Origin of the sequence: Streptosporangium sp. NPDC000239 (assembly GCF_040300765.1) — a bacterium.
Classification (GTDB): Bacteria; Actinomycetota; Actinomycetes; order Streptosporangiales; family Streptosporangiaceae; genus Streptosporangium.
In genome coordinates this window covers 866,838-887,920 of record NZ_JBEPEI010000001.1, presented here as the reverse complement: position 1 = coordinate 887,920, position 21,083 = coordinate 866,838, and the positions used below count along the sequence as shown (strand labels likewise).

Annotated in this window: 22 protein-coding genes and 1 tRNA gene; 11 read left to right on the top strand and 12 right to left on the bottom strand. The window is 72.0% G+C overall.

The features are described 5' to 3' along the window. Positions 1–78 precede the first annotated feature (78 nt). Positions 79–321: a phosphopantetheine-binding protein gene (locus ABT340_RS04075; protein ID WP_352009149.1), complete on the bottom strand. Its 243-nt coding sequence runs from the start codon at positions 319–321 to the stop codon at positions 79–81. Positions 322–365: 44 nt separating this feature from the next. After that, positions 366–1,706 carry a lysine N(6)-hydroxylase/L-ornithine N(5)-oxygenase family protein gene (locus ABT340_RS04070; RefSeq protein ID WP_352009148.1) on the bottom strand — a complete coding sequence of 447 codons (1,341 nt, stop codon included), beginning with the start codon at positions 1,704–1,706 and terminating at the stop codon, positions 366–368. 256 nt (positions 1,707–1,962) lie between these two features. Between ABT340_RS04070 and ABT340_RS04065 the strand changes: the two genes are divergently transcribed. Genes ABT340_RS04065 through ABT340_RS04050 form a run of 4 tightly spaced genes read left to right on the top strand, consistent with a single transcriptional unit; the run spans position 1,963 to position 6,145 of the window. Beyond that, positions 1,963–2,712, top strand: coding sequence for a 2,3-dihydro-2,3-dihydroxybenzoate dehydrogenase (locus tag ABT340_RS04065; protein WP_352009147.1), 750 nt, complete (start codon positions 1,963–1,965; stop codon positions 2,710–2,712). 21 nt (positions 2,713–2,733) lie between these two features. Next, the gene (locus ABT340_RS04060) at positions 2,734–3,882 is read left to right on the top strand and encodes an isochorismate synthase (protein ID WP_352009146.1); all 1,149 of its coding nucleotides are present in this window, start codon (positions 2,734–2,736) and stop codon (positions 3,880–3,882) included. Between the two features lie 11 nt (positions 3,883–3,893). Continuing rightward, positions 3,894–5,465 carry a (2,3-dihydroxybenzoyl)adenylate synthase gene (locus tag ABT340_RS04055; RefSeq protein WP_352009145.1) on the top strand — a complete coding sequence of 524 codons (1,572 nt, stop codon included), beginning with the start codon at positions 3,894–3,896 and terminating at the stop codon, positions 5,463–5,465. Between the two features lie 20 nt (positions 5,466–5,485). Beyond that, positions 5,486–6,145, top strand: a complete 660-nt coding sequence (locus ABT340_RS04050; protein WP_352009144.1) for an isochorismatase family protein — start codon at positions 5,486–5,488, stop codon at positions 6,143–6,145. A gap of 78 nt (positions 6,146–6,223) precedes the next feature. Here ABT340_RS04050 and ABT340_RS04045 read toward each other — a convergent pair whose 3' ends face one another. The 4 genes from ABT340_RS04045 to ABT340_RS04030 all read right to left on the bottom strand — a co-directional run bounded on the left by ABT340_RS04045 (position 6,224) and on the right by ABT340_RS04030 (position 9,616). Beyond that, positions 6,224–7,027, bottom strand: coding sequence for a DUF1028 domain-containing protein (locus tag ABT340_RS04045; RefSeq protein ID WP_352009143.1), 804 nt, complete (start codon positions 7,025–7,027; stop codon positions 6,224–6,226). A gap of 100 nt (positions 7,028–7,127) precedes the next feature. Continuing rightward, positions 7,128–7,781 carry a class I SAM-dependent methyltransferase gene (locus ABT340_RS04040; protein WP_352009142.1) on the bottom strand — a complete coding sequence of 218 codons (654 nt, stop codon included), beginning with the start codon at positions 7,779–7,781 and terminating at the stop codon, positions 7,128–7,130. Positions 7,782–8,242: 461 nt separating this feature from the next. Continuing rightward, a complete protein-coding gene (locus ABT340_RS04035) occupies positions 8,243–8,794 on the bottom strand; it encodes a hypothetical protein (protein WP_352009141.1) in 552 nt (183 codons plus the stop codon). A 69-nt stretch (positions 8,795–8,863) separates the two neighbouring features. Continuing rightward, positions 8,864–9,616, bottom strand: coding sequence for a lysophospholipid acyltransferase family protein (locus ABT340_RS04030; RefSeq protein WP_352009140.1), 753 nt, complete (start codon positions 9,614–9,616; stop codon positions 8,864–8,866). 106 nt (positions 9,617–9,722) lie between these two features. Between ABT340_RS04030 and dhaK the strand changes: the two genes are divergently transcribed. The 3 genes from dhaK to ABT340_RS04015 are packed head-to-tail and all read left to right on the top strand — an operon-like array spanning position 9,723 to position 11,759. Beyond that, positions 9,723–10,715 carry a dihydroxyacetone kinase subunit DhaK gene (gene dhaK / locus ABT340_RS04025; protein ID WP_352009139.1) on the top strand — a complete coding sequence of 331 codons (993 nt, stop codon included), beginning with the start codon at positions 9,723–9,725 and terminating at the stop codon, positions 10,713–10,715. Then, positions 10,715–11,380 carry a dihydroxyacetone kinase subunit DhaL gene (gene dhaL, locus ABT340_RS04020; protein WP_352009138.1) on the top strand — a complete coding sequence of 222 codons (666 nt, stop codon included), beginning with the start codon at positions 10,715–10,717 and terminating at the stop codon, positions 11,378–11,380. Before dhaK ends, dhaL begins: the two co-directional genes overlap by 1 nt. A gap of 7 nt (positions 11,381–11,387) precedes the next feature. Further along, positions 11,388–11,759, top strand: a complete 372-nt coding sequence (locus tag ABT340_RS04015; protein ID WP_352009137.1) for a PTS-dependent dihydroxyacetone kinase phosphotransferase subunit DhaM — start codon at positions 11,388–11,390, stop codon at positions 11,757–11,759. 107 nt (positions 11,760–11,866) lie between these two features. Here the strand turns inward: ABT340_RS04015 and ABT340_RS04010 are convergent, their stop codons facing one another. The 4 genes from ABT340_RS04010 to ABT340_RS03995 all read right to left on the bottom strand — a co-directional run bounded on the left by ABT340_RS04010 (position 11,867) and on the right by ABT340_RS03995 (position 14,265). Then, positions 11,867–12,358, bottom strand: a complete 492-nt coding sequence (locus ABT340_RS04010; RefSeq protein WP_352009136.1) for a hypothetical protein — start codon at positions 12,356–12,358, stop codon at positions 11,867–11,869. A gap of 127 nt (positions 12,359–12,485) precedes the next feature. Further along, a complete protein-coding gene (gene mltG / locus ABT340_RS04005; protein WP_352009135.1) occupies positions 12,486–13,436 on the bottom strand; it encodes an endolytic transglycosylase MltG in 951 nt (316 codons plus the stop codon). Continuing rightward, positions 13,433–13,945 carry a SigE family RNA polymerase sigma factor gene (locus ABT340_RS04000; protein WP_352009134.1) on the bottom strand — a complete coding sequence of 171 codons (513 nt, stop codon included), beginning with the start codon at positions 13,943–13,945 and terminating at the stop codon, positions 13,433–13,435. Before ABT340_RS04000 ends, mltG begins: the two co-directional genes overlap by 4 nt. Before the next feature lie 77 nt (positions 13,946–14,022). Beyond that, complete coding sequence (locus ABT340_RS03995; protein WP_352009133.1) at positions 14,023–14,265, bottom strand: putative antibiotic biosynthesis monooxygenase; 243 nt, start codon at positions 14,263–14,265, stop codon at positions 14,023–14,025. A 96-nt stretch (positions 14,266–14,361) separates the two neighbouring features. On the opposite strand from ABT340_RS03995, the gene ABT340_RS03990 reads away from it, so the two are divergent. Beyond that, complete coding sequence (locus ABT340_RS03990; RefSeq protein WP_352009132.1) at positions 14,362–14,934, top strand: TetR/AcrR family transcriptional regulator; 573 nt, start codon at positions 14,362–14,364, stop codon at positions 14,932–14,934. Between the two features lie 440 nt (positions 14,935–15,374). On the opposite strand, the gene ABT340_RS03985 is transcribed toward ABT340_RS03990, so the two are convergent. Further along, positions 15,375–15,451 (bottom strand) — tRNA-Pro (locus ABT340_RS03985). A 107-nt stretch (positions 15,452–15,558) separates the two neighbouring features. Between ABT340_RS03985 and ABT340_RS03980 the strand changes: the two genes are divergently transcribed. Next, entirely contained in the window at positions 15,559–16,035 is a 477-nt protein-coding gene (locus tag ABT340_RS03980) for an RrF2 family transcriptional regulator (RefSeq protein WP_352009131.1), read from the top strand. A gap of 73 nt (positions 16,036–16,108) precedes the next feature. After that, positions 16,109–17,296, top strand: coding sequence for an MFS transporter (locus ABT340_RS03975; RefSeq protein ID WP_352009130.1), 1,188 nt, complete (start codon positions 16,109–16,111; stop codon positions 17,294–17,296). Positions 17,297–17,441: 145 nt separating this feature from the next. Here the strand turns inward: ABT340_RS03975 and ABT340_RS03970 are convergent, their stop codons facing one another. Continuing rightward, complete coding sequence (locus ABT340_RS03970; protein ID WP_352009129.1) at positions 17,442–19,364, bottom strand: AfsR/SARP family transcriptional regulator; 1,923 nt, start codon at positions 19,362–19,364, stop codon at positions 17,442–17,444. A gap of 178 nt (positions 19,365–19,542) precedes the next feature. On the opposite strand from ABT340_RS03970, the gene ABT340_RS03965 reads away from it, so the two are divergent. Further along, positions 19,543–21,078 (top strand): amino acid adenylation domain-containing protein, encoded by a 1,536-nt coding sequence (locus ABT340_RS03965; RefSeq protein ID WP_352009128.1) that lies wholly within the window; start codon positions 19,543–19,545, stop codon positions 21,076–21,078. Positions 21,079–21,083: the final 5 nt, after the last annotated feature.

Genomic DNA, 21,083 nt, shown 5'->3' with positions numbered 1-21,083 from the left:
GGATCTCGTCTTCCATGGCGGATCCCGGGCGCCTGCGGCCCGGCCCGCCGAACGTGGTTCAGGCGCCGTCGGCCCGGCTCACCGGCCGCCGTCCTCCATGCGGTCGCTGATGAGCCGCCACCAGGCGGCGACGGTCGGCTGCTCGGCCAGTTCGATGAAGGTGGTGCTGACGCCCGCCGCGCGCCAGCGTTCGACGAGGCTCATCACGCGGATCGAGTCGAGTCCGCGATCGAGGAGGTTCTCGTCGTCGGAGATCTCGGCCGGCTGCTCGGACAGGACGTCGGCGACGTCCTCCCGGACGCGCTCGTGGCTCAGCGACATGGGGTGACCGTTGCTTTCTCGTCGGGTGGTCGGGGGCGGGCTGTCTAGCCGAGGGCGGCCACGGACGCGGAGTCCACGCCGGGCAGGCCGCTCGCGCGGGGGCCGCCCGCGATCGAGCGGACGATGTCCCCCGCCCTGACGGCCACGTTGGACAGCAGGGAGGACGACAGGCCGTGGGCGTACTCGGTGCCGCCCTGCAGGTAGATCCCGGCCTTGACGGACGGGTCGGTGAGCACGCGGTAGTCGGCGCCGACCAGCAGCCGTCCCTCGTCGTCGAGGCGGCAGTGCCCGGCCAGGTCACCGAGCAGTTCGGCCGGGTCGACGGGGCGGTAGCCGGTGGCGAAGACCACGGCGTCGCAGTCGAGGACGGTGCTCGTGCCGGTCGCCAGGTGGTCGACGTGCACGCGCACGCCGTCGGTGACCTCGTCCAGGCCCGCGACGCGGGAGACGTTGAGGATGCGCAGCCGTTCCCGGCCGACGACCTTCTCCTGGTAGGCGCGCCGGTAGAGCTCCTCGATGAGTTCGAGGTCGACGACCGAGTAGTTGGTGTTGGCGTGGTAGTCCAGCAGGGATCGCCGGACGTCCTCGGGGGCGGCGTGGAACTCGTCCACGGCCTCGGCGTCGAAGATCCGGTTGGCGAACGGGCTGTCGTCCGCGGGGCTGTAGCCGTACCGGGTGAAGATCGAGCAGACCTCGGCCTCCGGGTAGGTCCGGTGCAGGTGGTCGGTGACCTCCGCGGCGCTCTGTCCCGCGCCGACGACGGCGAAGCGCCGCCGGGTGAGCGGGGGCAGCCCGGCCAGCCGGGTCAGCAGGTCGGCGTTGTGCCAGACGCGCTCGGACAGGTGCACGCCCTTGGGCAGCCGGGGCCGCAGGCCGGGGGCGAGCACCAGGTTGCGGGTGTGGCCGAGGACCTGGCCGTCGTCGCCGAGGACCTCGATCCGCCCGGCGTCGCCGTGGGCGTCCCACACGGGCCGGGCACCGCGCACCGTGGTGCCGTAGGTGACCTGGTGGGCGAACAGCGCGGCGACCCACTCCAGGTAGTCGTTGAACTCGACGCGGGTCGGGAACAGCGTCTTGTGGTTGACGAAGTCGGCGAGCCTGCCCTTGGCGTGCAGGTAGAACAGGAAGCCGTACTCGCTGGCGGGGTTGCGGAGGGTCGCGAGGTCCTTGAGGAAGGAGACCTGCAGCGTCGCCCCTTCGATGAGCATTCCCGGGTGCCAGCCGAACCGCTCACGGCGCTCGAAGAACGCCGCCTCCAGAGCCGTTCCCGTCGTGCCGTGCTCTCGCAACGCCACGGCCAGGGCGAGGTTGGCCGGACCGAATCCGACGCCGACCAGGTCGAGTGGCCGCCGAGACCGTGGTCTCTCCGCGGGGGGTTCCGACATTCCGCTCCTCGTGTCTGGGCATGGCTGAGCCCCCCTCAGAAAAAGGGCATGCGTAATGGAAGGGCCCAAAATCCACCTAAAGTACTTAGGTAAGTCTTACCTAAGATCTATCCCGTCAAGACGGACGTCAAGGGGCAATCCAGTGTGAACCAGATCACAACAGTCGATCTCTTGACAGACCTTGTCGGGACATGGAAGGTAAATTTAGGCTTACCTAAGTTTAGGCTTACCTAAGTTGACCAGTGAGGGCAGAGCGATGAACGAGCCCGGCCTCTCGGGTGCCGTGGCACTCGTGACGGGTGCCGCACGAGGTATCGGAGCGGCCGTGACGACCGCGCTCGCCCGCGCGGGGGCCGCCGTCGCCGGGGTCGACCTCCTTCCCGAACCCTGGGAGGACCGGGACGAGAAGGTGACCCGGCTGGTCGCCGACGTCACCGACCCCGCACGGATGGAGACGGTCGTCGCGGAGGTCGAGGACCTCCTCGGCCCGATCGGCGTCCTGGTCAACGTGGCGGGCATCCTGCGCACCGGCGCGGTGACGGACTTCGGCGAGGACGACTGGAACCGGGTGTTCGCGGTGAACGCCTCGGGCGTCTTCCACGTCTCAAGGGCCGTCGCGCGCAGGATGGTTCCCCGCCGTTCCGGGACGATCATCACCGTGGCGTCGAACGCGGGCGGCGTGCCCCGGATGGGGATGGCGGCCTACGCCGCCTCCAAGGCCGCCTCCGCCATGTTCACCCGCTGCCTCGGGCTCGAACTCGCCGAGCACGGCATCCGCTGCAACGTGGTCTCCCCCGGTTCGACGGAGACCGTGATGCAGGCCGGGCTCGACCGGCGCTCCGTGCTTGAGGGCGATCCCGCGACCTTCAGGGTCGGCATCCCGCTCGGCCGGGTCGCCGACCCCTCCGACATCGCGGACGCCGTGACCTTCCTCGCCTCCGACCGTGCGCGGCACATCACCATGCAGGACCTGTACGTGGACGGCGGCGCCACGCTGCGAGCCTGACTTCTGTAGGAAAGGCTAGTTTTGAGCATCGCATACGAGGCGGTCACCGCCTCCGAGCTGCTGCACGGGTACCGTCCCGGGCTCTCCTCCCTCTTCTCCTCCCCCCAGCACACGCTGCTGGGCCAGGGGTGCGCCGACGTGGTGCCCCCCGCGGCGACGCTGCGCGAGCTGGCGGGCCGCGTGCGGGAGCGGGCGGGTCTCGTCATGGGCGCCATCCCGTTCGACGAGCCGGGTGCGGCGCACCTCGTCGCGCCGGAGCGGGCCCGGTGGGCCGACCCCTTCGTCCCCTGCGACCCGCCGGAGGCCGAACCGGGGCAGCCGTGGCGGATCGTCGCGGTCCCCAGCCCGGCCGACCACCGCAAGGGGGTACGGCGCGCCCTGGACCTGCTGGAACGGGGCGCCCTGGACAAGATCGTCCTGGCCCGGTCCCTGGAGCTGACCCGACCCGAACCGGTGGACGTCGTGACGATGGTGCGCCGCCTGGCGGGCCGCGACCCGCACGGCCACATCTTCGCGGTGCCGCTGCCCGGTGACAGGACCCTGGTCGGCGCGAGTCCCGAGCTGCTGGTCTCCCGTACCGGGCCGGCCGTGGTGGCCAACCCCCTGGCGGGGTCGGCGCCGCGCAGCGCAGACCCGCAGGAGGACCGCCGCCGCGCGGCGGCCCTGCTCTGCTCCGCCAAGGACCAGCGGGAGCACGCCGTCGTCGTCGAGGCGGTCGCCGACGCGCTCGCCCCGCACTGCCGCGCGCTCAGCGTGCCCGCCGAGCCCTCACTCGTCTGCACGGCCACCATGTGGCACCTGTCGACCAGGGTCAGCGGCCGCCTGAACGACCCGGCGACGACCTCACTCGACCTGGCCGTCGCGCTGCACCCGACCCCGGCCGTCTGCGGCACGCCCACCGGGGCGGCCCGCGCCGCCATCGCCGACATCGAGCCGTTCGACCGCGGCTTCTACACCGGCATGGTCGGCTGGTGCGACGCCTCGGGCGACGGCGAGTGGGCCGTCACCATCCGCTGCGCCGAGGTGTCGCGGACCGGGGTCCGCCTGTTCGCGGGCGGCGGCATCGTCGCGGGCTCGGTCCCCGAGGCCGAACTCGACGAGACCTCCGCGAAGTTCCGCACCCTCCTGCACGCCCTCGGTCTCGGCGCGCAGGCCTCAACCCACGATTGACGGGAACCACGATGAGCGTTGTGCCGTACCCGCCGGAGTTCGCCGAGCGGTACCGCGCCGCCGGATACTGGCGCGGCGAGACATTCGGCGGTCTGCTCCGCGAACGGGCCGCGGCGCACGGCGACCGCGTCGCCCTGGTCGGCGGCGGCGAGCGGGTGACCTACCGCGAGCTGGACGAGCGCGCCGACGGGCTGGCGACCGGCATGCTCGGGCTCGGGATCGGCCCCGGTGATCGGGTCGTCGTCCAGCTCCCCAACCGGATCTCCTTCTACGAGGTCTGCTTCGCGCTGTTCCGGATCGGGGCGCTGCCGGTGTTCGCGCTCCCGGCCCACCGGTCCTCGGAGATCTCCTACTTCTGCGAGTTCACCGAGGCCGCGGCGTACGTCATCCCCGACGTCCACGACGGCTTCGACCACCGGCGGCTCGCCGAGGGGCTGAAGGTGCCGCACGTGATCGTGGACGGCGACCCCGGTGGGCACGTCGCCCTGGACTCCCTGCGCGCGGACGGCGCGGGCCCCACGGACATCCCCGGCCCGGTCCCCTCCGACGTGGCCTTCCTGCAGCTGTCCGGCGGCAGCACCGGGCTGCCCAAGCTCATTCCCCGCACCCACGACGACTACATCTACAGCTTCCGCGCCAGCGCCGAGATCTGCGGGCTCGACGAGACGAGCGTCTACCTGTGCGCGCTGCCCGCCGGGCACAACTTCCCGATGAGCTCCCCCGGCGTCTTCGGCGCCCTGTACGCCGGGGGACGCGCGGTGCTGGCCCCCCACCCTGGGCCGGACACCTGCTTCCCGCTGATCGAGGCGGAGGGTGTGACGATCACCGGGCTGGTGCCGCCGCTGGCGCTGCTGTGGGTCGAGGCCGCCCGCCGCGCCGAGCACGACCTGTCGAGCCTGCGCGTGCTGCAGGTCGGCGGGGCGAAGCTGAGCGAGGAGGCGGCGCGCAGGGTGAGCCCCGCCCTCGGCTGCGCCCTGCAGCAGGTCTTCGGGATGGCCGAGGGACTGGTCAACTACACCCGCTTCGACGACCCCGAGGAGATCGTCGTCACCACGCAGGGCAGGCCGATCTCACCCGACGACGAGATCCTGATCGTTGACGACTCCGGCTCCCCGGTCGCCCCCGGGGAGACCGGCCACCTGCTCACCCGCGGGCCGTACACGATCCGCGGCTACTACCGCGCCGAGGAGCACAACGCGACCGCCTTCACCCCCGACGGCTTCTACCGGACCGGCGACATCGTACGGCGGACGCCGACCGGCCACCTCGTCGTCGAGGGACGGGCGAAGGACCAGATCAACCGGGGCGGCGAGAAGATCGCGGCCGAGGAGGTCGAGAACCACCTGCTCGCCCACCCGGCCGTGCACGACGTGTCGGTCGTGGCGATCCCCGACGCCTATCTCGGCGAACGGTCCTGCGCCCACGTCGTGACCCGATCCCCCGTCGGCGTGCCCGAGCTGAAGGCCTTCCTGCGGGAGCGGGGCCTCGCCGACTACAAGATCCCCGACCGGATCGAGTTCACCGAGACGCTGCCGACGACCGCCGTCGGCAAGGTCAGCAAGGTCAGGCTCAGAACCCGTTGACGACCGAAGAAAGGAACGACGTGGCCATTCCCGCCATCGCCCCCTATCCCATGCCGGGAGAGGAGGGGCTGCCCGAGAACCGGGTGGAGTGGACGCCGGACCCACGGCGTGCGCTGCTGCTCGTGCACGACATGCAGAACTACTTCGTCAGCGCGTTCACCCAGGGCGCGTCGCCGATGTCCGACCTGGTGGCGAACGTCTCCGCGCTCCGCGAGACCGCCGGGCGGCTCGGTGTCCCCGTCGTCTACTCGGCCCAGCCCGGCGGGCAGACCCGCACGCAGCGCGGCCTGCTGCAGGACTTCTGGGGGGCGGGGATCGGCCCGGAGCCCGGCGCCCAGGAGATCATCCCGGCCCTGGCCCCGGGTCCCGACGACGTCCACCTCGTGAAGTGGCGCTACAGCGCCTTCCACCGCACCCGCCTGCGCGAGCTGATGACGGAGACCGGCAGGGACCAGCTGGTCGTCACCGGGATCTACGCCCACATCGGCTGCCTGATGACCGCCTGCGACGCGTTCATGAGCGACACGCAGGTCTTCTTCGTCGCCGACGCCGTCGCCGACTTCTCCGCCGAGCACCACGGGATGGCCCTGACCTACGCCGCCGAGCGGTGCGCGATGGTCCTGACCACCCGGCGTCTGAACGAGCGGCTCACCACCGCGGCCACCGTGGTGGCCCACTGATCCCGTACGGCGTCGTCACCAGGGTGTCCCGGCGTGGGGACGCCCTGGTGACCCCGTCCTCGCAGGGGCCCGGCCGCCTCAGGCGTCTCCCCTGAGGCGGGCCAGGACGATCGGGTCGATCCTGCCCTCGACCAGCCTGCCCTCCAGGTTCTCGACCCCGGCCCACTGGTCGAGTGTGTCGTGTCCCAGCTCCTTCAGGCGGGCCTCGATCTCCTCGGCCAGCTCTCCCCGGATCTCCAGCAGGCTCTCCGGGTCGGGCCTGCCGAACAGCAGTTCGTGGACGTCCAGCAGCCTGCGCAGTTCGGTCACCGGGTCGGGGTGGTCGTCGACGCGCAGGTCGCAGGCGACGTCGCCCGAGCCCGCGTAGCCCGCGCCCGCCTCGACCACGTAGACCGCCGCGCTCTGCCTGCCCCTGCTGTCGCCGCCGGCGGCGTCGCCCGCGGCCAGCGCGGCCACCAGCCGTTCGGCGAGGGGCAGTTCCGCGGCGGCCAGCCAGGCCGCCTCCATCTCCCGGACCACCTCGGGGCCGGTGAGGATGTTGCCCTGGATGGCGTAGCCGTCACCGCTGACCCCGCCCGCCCAGGCGGGGCACTCCTGCCCGGTGAAGGTGGCGCCCGCGCCGTCGGCTCCGACCACGCCGAGCTGACGCTGGTCCCGCCCGGGGTCGGAGGCGATCAGCCCGGCCACCGCGTCCTCGGCCCGCGTCCCGGTACGCAGCAGCGCCAGTCCCTGCGGCCGGAAGGCGACGTTGGCCCACGCCTGGGTCGCCAGCGCTCCGGCGCCCGCCTCCGCGGCGGGCACGATCGCCCCGGCCGCCAGGAACTTGCTCGCCACGGCGACCCCGTAGGCGTCACCGGCCCTTGCCACGATCGAAAACGTCACGCGCCGACCGTACCCGGACAAAACGGCGAGGTCCATATCACCCCTGCACGGCCCCGTCTCCGCTGGAGGGCCGTCGTCCTGGCACGGTCCATCCGCGAACTCAACGCTTGATCGCGATCAGGGCCTTCACCAGACCGGCCATCCACTCGTAGTGGAGCTCCGAGTCCGGGAAGTAGTGCCGCATCTCGGTCTTGCTGAGCAGTTCGATCTCGGCCACCGAGCGCACCGCGCTCGCCCGGTCCGCCGGGCGGGTGTGCACCAGGGGCCAGCGCCGCACGGTCGCCGCCCGCACCGCCATCGGCATGAACTGCAACCCGGGGAAGACGTAGTGCGGCTCGACGGGGAAGTAGCGGTAGGGCGTCTGCACCCAGTGCCGGTCGGCCAGGTCGTAGACGGCCTCGGCGAAGCTCTCCCGTCTGGCGTGGCCGCCGACGTGCTCGATGACCGCGTTCGAGAAGACCAGGTCGTAGCGGCCGTGGGTGGCGGCGCGCAGATCACAGGCGTCGCCGTTCTCCACGGTCACCCACGGGGGCAGCTCGGCGGGCGGGGTGGAGAGGTTGACGATGTGCACACGCGCGGGCTTGACCGGCGAACGGAGCCAGGCGCTGGCCGTACCGCCCAGGTCGATGACCGTCATGTCGCCCACGTCGGGGAAGACCCGCGCCAGCCACTGCCAGCGGCGCGCGCGGGCCTTGGCACCCAGGGAGTCAGGAGCGTCCACGAACCTGCTACGCAGGGCGGTCAAACGGCTCATCGGGCATCCATTCTCGGAGTCGAGCAATACACCGGACAGCAGGGTCAGATTTCCTGAACGTTCGCGATGCCTCACCGTCGTCAGCCGACGGCCCCCGATTCCCCGTTCGCGAGACAGCAGGGAGATACCCCTTGATTCTCATGAACTTCAGGAAGTTTTCCATAGAGGGGATATCCGTCGTTAGTGCATCGTTATAGTGCGCGATCAGGTGACACGCGCGACTCATGAGGCATATAGCGAAATATCACATTTGACCGGATTTACCTGCTGGACATCTCGCCCAAAAATACCAATCGTCCCCTCCTTGCCATCCCGAACAGAAACTTCCTTCCGGGCGCCACCCCCTCTCTCAATTCGCAAAATTTACGACTATTCGGCCGGTTCTTAATGAGAAACCAGGAACGGTCCAAAAACCATGACCAATGCCATACAGATCACGCCCCTCGTAATACCTCTAAGCATCACGAATAGGCAGCGACCACGCCGACGACGAGACCGGCCAGAGAGACGGCCGTGAGCAGGCATCCGACGGCCACGGCCGGGCGCCGGCCACGCCGTACCCGCAGGACGTACAGCAGCGCGTACGGCAGGAAGCCCAGCACCCCGACACCGAGGAAGGGCAGGGTGAGGGCGGCCAGCACACCCGAGGTGCCGGCCGGGACCGCGCGGTCGCCCTCCGGGGTGAGCCGGGCGCGCCTGACGTCGCCGACCGTCGAGTCGGGTGAGGCGGCGACCTGCACCGTCTCACCGGTGCGGTCCAGGACGAAGCTGCCCCGGCAGTCGTAACGCCCCTGCCCCAGAGGCGCGCACGAGACGACCGTCAGGGTTCCCGGGGAGCCGGTCCTCCCCGTGGCGAGCTTGAGATCCTCGACCGCGAAGACGAAGGGCGCCAGGCCGAGCGCCGCCCAGAGGATCATCAGCACGGCCATCCCCACCGGCCCGGGAGTACGCCCCGGCCCCGGCGACGGGGCGGGCTGGAAGGCCTCGGCGAGGTTGTCGAACACGTCATTCATGGGATCAGCGTGGACCACACCGCTTGTGGCCCACCTGACACCGGCTTGCGGACCTCCCGGGGCGGGCCTTCAGGACAGGTCGTCGCCCTGTCTCGCCTGCGCCTCCGCGGCGTCCAGCTTGGCGGCCTCCTCCGGAGTCGGGGCGCCGCCACCGAGGTGGCTGGGCTGCCACCACGCGCCCGGCGGGATCTCCGGATAGGTCCGCTGCGCCCGGTCGAGCAGCTCGGCCATCCTCCTGCGCAACTCGGCGGTGACCGCGTCGTAGTCGTCACCGCGCCTGGGCTCCAGCGGTTCGCCGACCAGGACCGTGATCGGCACGTGCCGCTGCAGCAGCCTCCTGGGCCGCCCCTTGGTCCACAGCCGCTGGGTGCCCCACAGGGCCATCGGGATCAGCGGCACCTTCGCGCCGACGGCCATCCTGACCGCGCCGTTCTTGATCTCCTTGACCGTGAAGGACCGGCTGATCGTGGCCTCGGCGAACACCCCGACGACCTCACCCGACTTGAGCGCCTTCAGCGACGCGCCGAACGCGGCGGCACCCGCGGCCCTGTCCACCGGGATGTGGTGCATGCCGCGCATCAGCGGACCCGAGATCCGGTGGTCGAAGACATCCTTCTTCGCCATGAAGCGGACCAGACGCTCGGCGGGCAGGGCCGCCAGGCCCGCGAAGATGAAGTCCAGATAGCTGATGTGGTTGCTGGCGAGCACCGCGCCGCCGGTCCGCGGAATCCGCTCCGCGCCCTCGACATGGATCTTGAGGTCCAGCGCGCGGAACAGGGTCTTCGCCAGCGCGATGACCGGGGGGTACACGATCTCAGCCATGGCTGAACCGTACCTCAGTCCTCCCCCTCCCCCGGTACCCCCGCCCCGCCGAGAGTTCCGCACCGCCGTGCTTGCCACGACACGGGAACGGGAAGAGCTAAGGAATGTGAAGAAGCTCATCAACAGCGCCGAAACGGTCGTCACGGACGCGCTGCGCGGGCTGGCGGCCGCCCACCCCGACCTGAGGGTCGACCCCGGCGGCCGGATCGTCTCCCGTGCCTGCGGTCCCACCCCGGGCAAGGTCGGGCTGGTCTCCGGCGGCGGCTCCGGCCACGAGCCGCTGCACGCGGGCTTCGTCGGGTACGGCATGCTCGACGCGGCCTGTCCCGGCGAGATCTTCACCTCCCCGGTGCCCGACCAGATGGTCACCGCGACCGCCGCCGCGAACGGCGGCGCGGGCGTGCTCCACGTCGTGAAGAACTACACCGGCGACGTCCTGAACTTCGAACTGGCCGCCGACCTGTGCGCCGAGGAGGGCGTCGAGATCGCCCGTGTGCTCGTCGACGACGACGTGGCCGTGCGCGACTCCCCGGACACCGCGGGCCGCAGGGGCACCGGCGCGACCGTCTTCGTGGAGAAGATCGCCGGAGCCGCCGCGGAGGGCGGCGCGCCGCTGGCCGAGGTCGCGCGGGTGGCCCGGGAGGTCAACGCCAGGAGCCGCTCCTTCGGCATCGCGCTGGAGGCCTGCACGACTCCCGTCTCGGGCAGGCCGACCTTCGAACTGGGCGAGACCGAGATCGAGCTGGGCGTCGGCATCCACGGCGAGCCCGGACGGTCACGCGCCGCCATGCGCGACGCCCGGGAACTGGCCGCCGTCGCGCTCGACGCCGTCAATGAGGACATGCCGCTCTCCGGCGACGTCCTGGTCATGGTGAACGGCCTGGGCGGCACGCCGCTCATCGAACTCCACATCGTCTTCGCCGAGATCGCCGAGCGGTTGTCCGGCAGGGGCGCGCGGGTGGCGCGCAGCCTGGTCGGCGACTACGTCACCAGCCTCGACATGCGGGGCTTCTCCGTCACGGCCTGTCTGCTGAGCGAGGACCTCGCCCGCCTGTGGGACGCCCCGGTCCAGACCCCCGCCCTGCGCTGGGGCCGCTGATGGACACCGCCCTCCTCACCCGGTGGATCACCGGGATCGCCGAGACGGTGCGCGCGAACCGGGAACGGCTCACCGAACTGGACGCCGCGATCGGCGACGCCGACCACGGCGTCAACCTCGACCGGGGCTTCGGCGCCGCCGTACAGGCGCTGGCCGAGGAGCCACCGGTCAGCCCCGGCGCCCTGCTCCGTCTGGTGGGCGGCACGCTGATCCGCAGGGTCGGCGGCGCCTCCGGCCCCCTGTACGGCACGGCGTTCCGGGAGGCGGGCAGGCACCTCGGCTCTCTCGGCGACTCTCCCGAGGTGTCCCCCGCCGAACTGGCCCGCGCGCTCAGGGCCGGCCTCGACGGCGTCACGCGGCTGGGGTCGGCGGCGGAGGGTGACAAGACCATGGTGGACGCGCTCGCCCCGGCCGTCAGGGCGCTTGAGTCGGCCACCGCGTCACCCGCCGCCGCCCGAGCCGTCGCCGAAGAGCGGGAGGCGTTCGAGGCGGCGGCCTCGGCCGCCCTCGCGGGAGCGGAGGCCACGATCCCGATGGTGGCCCGTAAGGGCAGGGCCAGCTATCTCGGCCCTCGCAGCGCGGGTCACGAGGACCCCGGCGCCGCCTCCTGCGCGCTCGTGTTCGCCGCCCTGCTCTCGGCCGTGAACGATCCCGGGCAGGGGTAGGGCGCCGATGGTCGGCATCGTCCTCATCTCCCACAGCGGGCCGCTCGCCTCGGAGGTCGCGACGCTGGCCGCCCAGATCTGCGGCGTCACCGTACCCCTGGCTCCCGCGGGGGGCGCGTCCGACGGCGGCCTGGGCAACAGCGCCGACCTGGTGGCCGCGGCGATCTCCCGGGTCGACCAGGGGGACGGGGTGATCCTGATCCCCGACCTCGGCGGCTCGGTCCTGACGGCCCGCCTCTTCGAGGCCCCCGGGGTCGTGGTCGCCGACGTGCCGTTCGTCGAGGGCGCCGTCGCGGCGGTCGTCTCAGCGAGCACGGGGGCGTCCCTGCGGGCCGTACTGGCCTCGGCGGAGGAGTCCAGGACCTTCCGCAAACTCTGAGGCCGGGCTCCGGGCGGCGGCCGGCCGAGGCGTCGGGCCCGGCCGTCCGGTGAGGACCCAGGTGGGGGGTCGGGACCTCACCGGACGCGCCTCGCGGGTCCGCCGGACTACTTGACGAGCTTGCCGAGTGCCCCTTCGTACTCCTGGGCGTCCATCGGCATCAGCTCCTTCGAGACCCGCACCACGACCGGGCCCTTCACGTAGCTGTACTCGGCGAGTGTCGGGACCTTCTGCGCGCTCTCCTTCAGGAGGTTGGCGCGCACCTCCGCGTCTCCGGCCGTGGCGAAGACCTCGACGCTGCCGCCGAGGCCCACGTCACCCTGCTTGGCTCCGGGGACCTTGGCGGCGTCGACCCGCTGGTCGGTGAAGGAGGCCTTGGAGGTGTAACCGTTCGGCTTCCCGAGCAACTTGTTCGGGTCGTTGGAGGCGGTGTAGGTCACCGTGAGGGACACGGGCAGTCCCTGTTTGGCCAGCGCCTCGACCATCTGGGTGGCGTTCATGGTGGTGGTCGGAGCGCTCGCGCAACCCGCGAGGGTGAAGATCAGCAACCCGGCGGAAACCGCCGTGCCCGTTCGTCGCTTCTGGGGGGTTTTGAACATACCCCTTTCTTCGTTTGGAGCGCTCTCCTCATTACACGAACGACATCATCGGTTCCATACCGTGTCCTTCCGCAGGAGAGAGCCCCGTCCCGGGGCCGTCTGGGAGAGCGCTCCCCCGGCTCGTGACTCACCCGGCCTTCCCGAGGTTCCCGCGGTACTCCCTGGTCAGTTCGAGGAACTCGGCTTCGGAGGCGGCGAACTTCGTGACACCCCTCTTCGGGTCGGTCGTCACGAAGTAGAGCCAGGGCCCGGCGGCCGGCTTCAGGGCGGCCGCGATGGCGTCGGCGCCCGGGTTGCAGATGGGCCCGGGCGGCAGGCCCCGGCGCGCGTAGGTGTTGTACGGCGAGCGGCTCCTGAGATCCTCCTGCGAGGCCTTGGCGCCGTACTTGCCCAGGCCGTACAGGACGGTGCTGTCCAGTTGCAGTCTCAGTCCGGGCGTGTGGTCCAGCCGGTTGTGGACGACCCGCGCGATCTTCGGCATGTCGCGTTTGTCGGCCGACTCGGCCTGGACGATGCTGGCGATGATCAGGATCTCCAGTGGCGTACGGCCGGCGCGCCTGGCGCCGGCCACCAGATCGCCGTCCCCGGCCACGCGGTTGAAGCGCGTCACCATCGCGGCGAGGATCTCGCCGGGGCTCGACGTGGACGGGACCTCGTAGGTTCCGGGGAAGGCGAATCCCTCCAGCGCGCCCCTGGCGTAGGACGGCAGGCCGAGCGCCCCGCCGTCCTTGGCGGCCCGCCCGAACTCCGCCTGCGGTCTTCCGGTGGCGGCCGACAGCCGCTCCAGGACCTGTGAGAGCCGTAGCCCCTCCCGCACGGTCAGGGTGATCCGTCCCCGCCCGGTCTCCACAGACGCCGTGCCCGGACCCTGCCCGGCGGCGTCCCGGGATGAGGACAGGCCCTGGGACACGAGCGTGGACCCGACCGCCATCGCGGTCACGGCCGCCGCCGCGACCAGGGCGAGTCCGCGCCCGCGGGGGCGCCCCCGCCTGACCTGGACGAACCGGTCCGGTGGGGGCGGCTGCTCCTCGTGGGCCATGTCGGAAAGGGTCTCGCGCAGCAGATCCTCGATGTTCATCCGAACTCCCTCACCGTGCTCAGTTCGGGCGCGGCCGCCCTCAGACGTTCCAGCGACCGGTGGATCTGGCTGCGCACCGACCCCACCCTGACGCCGAGCAGTCGTGCGATCTCGGTCTCGGACAGGTCCTCGAAGTAGCGCAGCACGAGGATGGTCCGCTGCCGGGGGGTCAGCCGGGCGAGTGCCTCGCGCATCACCAGGCGGAGATCCGCCGCCTCGGCGTGCCCGTCGCCGATCCGTTCGGGCAGCCATCCGGTGGGCACCTCCGCGATGCGGGAACGGCGCCGCCACCGGCTCACCTGCTCGTGGTACATGACGCGGCGGACATAACCCTCGATGGCCGCGGTGTCCCGCAGACCCCGCCATTTCGCCGCCGTTTTCGCCAGCGCCGACTGCACCAGGTCCTCAGCGGCGTGCCGGTCGCCGGTCAGCAGGTAGGCGGTGCGGAACAGCGCCCCCGATCGATCGATGACGAACTCCCTGAGGTCCGCCTCAAATCCTGGATCCACCCGTCCTCCTCTCGATGTCACCGGACAAGGACGCGGACGGAGCGCCGATCTATGCCGGTGGGACCGGATCGCCCGGTCTAGGCGTCGTCCGAGGTGGTCAGGCGGCGGCTCCGGCGAAGGTGGGCGTGGACGCGCAGGAGGCTGGGGACGAGGGCGTACACCACGGCGGGGACCACGATCGCGGTGAGCGCCAGGGTGCGCAACGGCAGCGGCAGCGGCGCGAGGACGGGCCCGATCACGACCTGGACCAGCATGATCATCGCGTAGACCGACAGCCAGGTGATCACGGCGCGGTGGTGCACGGAGGGGACAGCGGACATGTCAGTGCCTTTCGCTACACATTTCCAACTCGCTGGTTGGATATTGTCACGACAGACTCCAACTGTCCAGTTGGAATTTCGGCTATGCTGGCCGCCATGGCGTGGAACACGGAGAGGACACGGCAGCTCCTGCTGGACGCGGCCGTACAGGAGTTCGCCCAGCACGGCCCCGAGGCCGCCCGGCTGGATCGGGTCGCCGCCGCCGCGGGCGTCAACAAGGAACGCATCTACCAGTACTTCGGCAACAAGGAGCAGCTGTTCGCCGCCGTGCTGACCTCGGCGCTGGAACGGCTGGCCGAGGCCGTGCCACTGGACGAGCACCTGGCCGGCGACCTGCCGGAGTACGCCGGGCGCGTCTACGACTACCACCGTGAGCATCCACAGCTCATCCGCCTGCTGCACTGGGAGGGCCTGCACCGCGGCGACGGGCCCATCGCGGCCGAGGAGCGGCGCGGTGCCCACTACGCCGCGAAGCTGGCCACGCTGACCGCCGCCCAGAAGGCCGGCAGCCTGAACCCGGACCTCGCGGCCAGGGAACTGCTCTACGCCGTGGTCGCCCTGGCCGGATGGTGGTACGCCACCCCGCAGCTCGCCCGCATGATCATGGCGGAGGGCACGGAGACCGCCCGGGACACCCTCGTCCGCCTGGTCGCCAGGCTGGCCGGCTGAGGCGGACGTCGCCCTCCCGATCTCCGAGTCGTTCGCGGGTCTCGCCACACTTGGCGGCCCGCCGTGGATCGGCCCCGTCGGTCTCCTCAGGCGAGAGGCCTGCCACCCACAGCGACGACCAACGGTTCGCCGAAACCCACAGAGAACCGATTCACCGGACATCCCGAATCTCGACGCCGCGCCGAGGGCACCCGGCGCGGCGGGGCGCCCGTGGTGCTCAAGCAGGGGCGGCCCTGGTTCGAAGCCGATGAGGACGGCAGGGACGTGCGTGACCCGCCGCGCGACGAGGAGGCCGTTCTTCGGCACCCCTCTCAGGAAGCTGCGCCCTGCGCGCGCGGGAGTACGGCCCTCTTGTGGGACGCCGGTGCCTCAGTTGGTGCCTCAGAACGCGAAAAAGGTGCCTCTCATGTGAGAGACACCCTCGCTGACCAGTGGAAACCTGGTCGGGACGACAGGATTTGAACCTGCGACCCCTTGACCCCCAGTCAAGTGCGCTACCAAGCTGCGCTACGTCCCGGTTGTCCTTCGGACACCGTGAACCTTAGCGTAGATCAGCAGCGTGTGCACACGAGCGAGCCGGTGGCCGACGTCGACGGGATAACCGGGATGTGTAATATCCCGGTTATGTTGATGGGTGAGGGCGTCGAGTGGGGTCTGCACTGCTGTCTGGCCCTGGCGTGGCTGGGAGATCAGGCGCCGGTGTCGACGGGACGGCTGGCCGAGGTGTTCGAGCTGCCGCCCGAGTACCTGAAGAAGCGTCTCCAGCCACTGGTGCGTGCGGGAATCCTGTCCTCCTCGCCGGGGCCGCGCGGCGGCTACTCGCTGGCGCGGACGCCCGAGGAGATCAGCCTCATGGACGTGGTGGCCGCGATCGAGGGACGGCAGGACGCGTTCCGCTGCACCGAGATCCGGCAGCGCGGCGCCGGAGCCGAGGCCGCGGGCTCCGAGTTCGCCCGTCCGTGCGGGGTCGCGCAGGCGATGCGCAGGGCGGAGCTCGCGTGGCGGCGGGAACTGGCCGCGCAGACCCTGGCGGATCTCATCGCGGTGAGTCCCGCGTCGGCCCCGGCGCGGGTGCGCCGGTTCTGCCAGACCCTTTCCTGACCCCGGTCCTCCGGCACGAGGAGATCCATCGCGCCCGGCCGGCCGGCCGGGCCTCATTGAAAGGTAAATCGGGATGTCAAATGTCTCGATATCGCGGCCGGCCGCCCTCGGCGGCCTGGGCCGGACGTGGGTGCTGGCCCTGGGAACGTTCGCGGTGGGCACGGACGCGTTCGTCCTGGCCGGGTTCCTGCCGGACGTCGCCGCCTCGCTGCGCGCCTCGACGGCGGGCGCGGGGCAGGCGGTGACGGTGTTCGCCGCGGCCTACGCGCTCTCGGCGCCGGTGGTCGCGACCGTGACCGCGCGGCTGCCGCGCCGGGCGCTGCTGGTGGCGGCGCTGGTGCTGCTGGCGGTGGCGAACGCGGGCTCCGCACTGGCGCCGGATCTGCCGTCGCTGCTGGTCACCCGGGTGCTCGCGGCGGTCGGCGCGGCGGCCTACACCCCGACCGCCGGGGCGGTCTCGGCGGCGTTGGTCCGTCCCGAGCTGCGGGCCAGGGCGCTGGCCGTGGTCGTCGGCGGCCTGACGGTGGCGACCGCGCTGGGCGTGCCGCTCGGCGGCGCGATCGGCGCGGTGATGGGCTGGCGGGCCGCCCTGGGCCTGGTGGCGGCGTTGTGCCTGGTGACCGCGCTGGCCGCGGGCGCGTTGACGCCGCCCCTTCCCGGAGGCGTCCCGGTGCCGCTGCGGACCAGGCTGGCGGCGCTGCGCCGGCCCGGGGTCGCCGTTGTGCTGCCGCTGACGGCCCTGGGCATGGCCGCCGCCTACACCGCCTACGCCTTCGCCGTCCCGGCACTGGGCGCCCTGGGCGTCACCGGCTCCGGCGCCGTGTGGGCGCTGTCCGCCTACGGCCTCGGCGCCGTCGCGGGGAACCTGGCCGCCGGTTTCGCCGCCGACCGGATCGGCCCGGTCAGGACGCTGGCCACCGGCTACACGCTGATGGCCGTGACCATGGCCGCCTTCGCGCTGTTGGCCGTCACGGGCGTGCGGGCGCCCGCCGCGGTCGCCCTGCTGGCCGTCACGTGGGGCGCGGCGAGCTGGTGCCAGACCCCGCCGCAGCAGTACCGGCTGATCGAGGCCGCGACGGCTCAGGCGCCGCTGCTGGTGGCGCTGAACTCATCGGCGATCTATCTCGGCATCAGCACGGGCACGGCGGTCGGCGGGCTGACGATGCCGGCCGGGACGGGGACGACGTTCGCCGTCGCGACGGCGCTGGCGCTGGCCGCGCTCGCCTGGCTGTCCGCGACCGCCGGGGTCACCCGTCGGTGAGGAACGCGAGCCGATCCGGATCTGCCGGCTTCGGGCGCCCGCTCCTCACCTCGGTCCGTGTCCCGCCGCCTCGCCGTCGAACACCCCCGGCCTGGCGCGGCACCCGAACATGAACCGGACAGAGCCCACGAGAGCAAACGCCCGCTCAGAGGACGGCGGTCATGTGCGCCGGTACGGTGGCGGCCTCCGCGAGGCAGGCCTCCTCGCCCGCCTCACGGACGGCGCGCAGGTACCAGGCCAGCAGGGCGTCCAGGGCTCGGGCGCGCTCGGGTTCGGGGTCCTCGGCCCAGGCGCGTTCGAGGGCGTACTCGCGGACCAGGTCGTGGAGGGCGTAGCGGCCCGGTTCGGTCTCCTCGACGAGCCCCGCGGCGGCGAGGCCGTACAGCAGGCGGTCGGCCTCGCCCGGGGGCGTGCCCGCGAGCGCGGCGGCCGCCTCGGCGGTGAAGACGGGCCCCGGGACCATGCCGAGCAGCCGGAACAGACGCCGGGCGGGCGGGTCGAGGTGGCGGTAGGAGCTGTCGAGCGCGCCGCGCGCGATCTCACGCGCCTCCCCGGCGGCGGGCACGGAAAGCCTGGCGCCGGCGAGCCTGCGGGCCCGGCCCGCCGTCTCCCCCACGGGCCCGCCCGCGACGTCGGCCGCGGCGACGCGCAGCGCCAGCGGCAGGTAACCGCAGGCCCTGGCCAGTTCCCCGGCCGCCTCGGGCTCCGCCGACAACCGTTCGCCGCCCGGGAGTTTGCCGAACAGGGTGACCGCCTCGTCCGAGGCGAGCACGCCGAGCGGGACCGGGACCGCGCCGTCCCTGGCGACGAGGCCCGCCAGGTGTTCCCTGCTGGTGACCACCGTGGCGCAGCGCCTGCCGCCGGGCAGGAGGGGACGGACCTGCTCCACACTGCCCGCGTTGTCCAGCACGACCAGCACCCTGCGGTCGGCGAGCAGGCTGCGGTAGACCGCGCCCGCCTCCTCCACGGTGCCGGGCACGCGCTCGGCGGGAACGCCCAGCGCGCGCAGGAACCGTCCGAGGACCTCGATCGGGCGCAGCGGCCGTCGCGGTGAGTGACCGTGCAGGTCGACGTAGAGCTGCCCGTCGGGGAAGCGGGAGCGGGTCCGGTGCGCCCAGTGGACGGCCAGGGCGGTCTTGCCGACGCCGCTCGTGCCGGTCACCAGCGAGATCGCCACCGTGTCGTCACCGGTCACGACCGAGTCCAGCAGGGTCAGTTCGGCGGCGCGGCCGGTGAACTGGCCGGGTTCCGCGGGCAGCTGGGCGGGGACCGCGTCCGCCTCGGCGGACGGCGGAAGAACGGTCCCGGTCCCGCGGACGGTGCCGCGCAGGATCGTCTGGTGCAGTTGCCGCAGCTCAGGGCCGGGGTCGAGGCCGAGTTCCTCGACGAGACGGCGCCGGGTGCGTTCGTATCGCTCCAAGGCGTCGGCCCTGCGGCCCGCCCGGCACAGGGCCAGCATGAGCAGGCCGACCAGTCCCTCCCTGAAGGGGTGCTCGGCCACGAGCGCGATCAGTTCGGGGATCAGCACCGTGGCGTGGCCCGCGCGCGCCTCGGCGTTCAGGCACTCCTCGGTGGCGGCCAGCCGTTCCTCGGTGAGGGTCTCGCGCAGCCCGTCGAGCAGCTCACCTCCGGAGACTCCGGTCAGGGGTTCCCCCCGCCACAGCGCGATGGCGCGCCGCAGGGCGACGGCCTGCGCCTCGTCGGTGTCGAGAGAGCGTGCCCTGGTGACCGAAATCCGGAACTCGTGGACGTCCACCTGTTCGGCCGCGAGTTCGAGGAGGTAGCCCTGCGGCGCGTAGGCGATCGTGACGCCCATCCCGGCGAGGGCCGGCCGCAGCCGCGAGACGTATCCCTGGACCAGGCCCCGCGCCCCCGCCGGTGCCCGCTCCCCCCATAAACCTCTGATCAGCCGTTCCATCGGGACCGTACGACCCGCCTCCAGCGCGAGCAGGGCCAGCACCGCTCGCTGCCGCGGCGGGCCGAGGGGGACCTCCCGGCATTCGCAACGCGCCTGGACCGCTCCGAGCAGCCCGATTTTCAGAACGTGCCCCAGGCACCTTTCTGACATTTCGCTCTCCGTCTGTCACATCGTTGTCACAGGCAGCCATGCGAGAAACACGAGATGTAGTCCAGCCGAAATCCAGGCCGCATCAAGTCCACATCCAGCGCTCCTCGACAGCATGAACGCGATCCCCCGAATTCACTGCAAAACACCATTTGGCGTGTTAACTCAGAAAGAGGCAAGAGTGCCTTATTCGCATCCCGACGTGATAAGGGCGTTCGCGGACGCGGCCGAACGGTATCCGGAACGGCTCGCGACGGCGGACAACGGTCACCCCCTCACCTACGCCGAGCTCGCCGCGTGGGTCCGCGCGACGGCCGGGCGGCTCGGCCCCCGCCCCGGGACGGTCGGGGTGGTCGCCTCGCACTCGGCGGCGACCGTGGCCGCCCTGCTCGGCGTCCTGGCCGCGGGCGGCACGTACTGCCCCGTCGACCCGGCGCACCCGGAGCCCAGGCGGCGGGCGCTGCTGGCGGCGAGCGGGTGCCGCCTGCTGCTCACTCCCGACCCGGACGCGCCCGCACCGCCGGGAGTGCGCGCGCTCGCCCTTCCCTCCCCCGGGGAGGCCGTACCGGGGGAGGCCCTACCGGGGGCCGTGCCCGGGACGGGGGACACCGCAGACGCCGACGACCCGGCGTACGTCCTGTTCACCTCCGGCTCAACGGGGGCGCCGAAGCCCGTGGTGACCCCGCGCGGGGCCATCTCCACCGTGACCGGTGAGCTGCGGACCCTGTTCGGGCTGACCCCCGAGGACCGGGTGCTGCAGTTCGCGTCGCCGAACTGGGACACCTGCCTGGAGGAGATCCTGCCCGCGCTCACCACGGGGGCGGCGCTGGTCTTCGACGAGCGGGCCCACTCGGGCTCCTTCCCCCGGCTGCTACGGATGATCGAGACCGAGCGGATCACCCTGCTCGACCTCCCCTCGGCGTTCTGGCACGAGCTGGTGCGCCACCTGACCGAGGAGGGGGCCGTGCTGCCGGCCTGCGTGCGGACGGTCGTCATCGGCGGGGAGGCCGTCAGCCCCGTACGGCTCGCCGACTGGTGCGCGCTCGGCACCGACGGGATCCGGCTGGTCAACACCTACGGGTGCACGGAGACCACGCTCATCACCCACGCCGTCGACCTGCACGGCCCGCTCGCGCCCCGCAGGGACCGGCCGTGGACGGCGGGGGAACGGGTCCCGATCGGGCGCCCCCTGCCCCATGTCCGCCAGCACGTCACCGGGGACGGCGAACTGCTCGTCGGCGGCCCCTCGCTGGCGCTCGGCTACCGCGACCTGCCCGAGGCGACCGCGGAACGGTTCGCCGAGGCGGACCTGGGCGGGGGCCCCGAGCGCTGCTTCCACACCGGCGACCGGGTGAGCCGGACCGAAGACGGGACGCTCGTCCACGAGGGACGGCTCGACCACGAGCTCAAGGTCCGTGGTGTCCGGGTCGATCCGGGCGAGGTGGAGGCCCAGATCTCCGGCCACCCGAGGGTGGGCGCGGTGGCGGTCGCGGGCGCGACCGTCGCCGACCACACGACGCTCGCCGCCTACGTCGTGCCCCGCTCGCCCGCCGACGCCCCGACGCTCGCCGGAGACGTCCTGGACTATCTGCGCGCCCGGGTGCCCGGTCATCTGGTGCCCAGCCGGATCACCGTCGTTCCCGAACTCGCCTATACGGCCAGCGGAAAGGTCGATCGAGCGGGTTCGCACCGGCGATACGCGTCCTCAGCCAATTGAAGGAG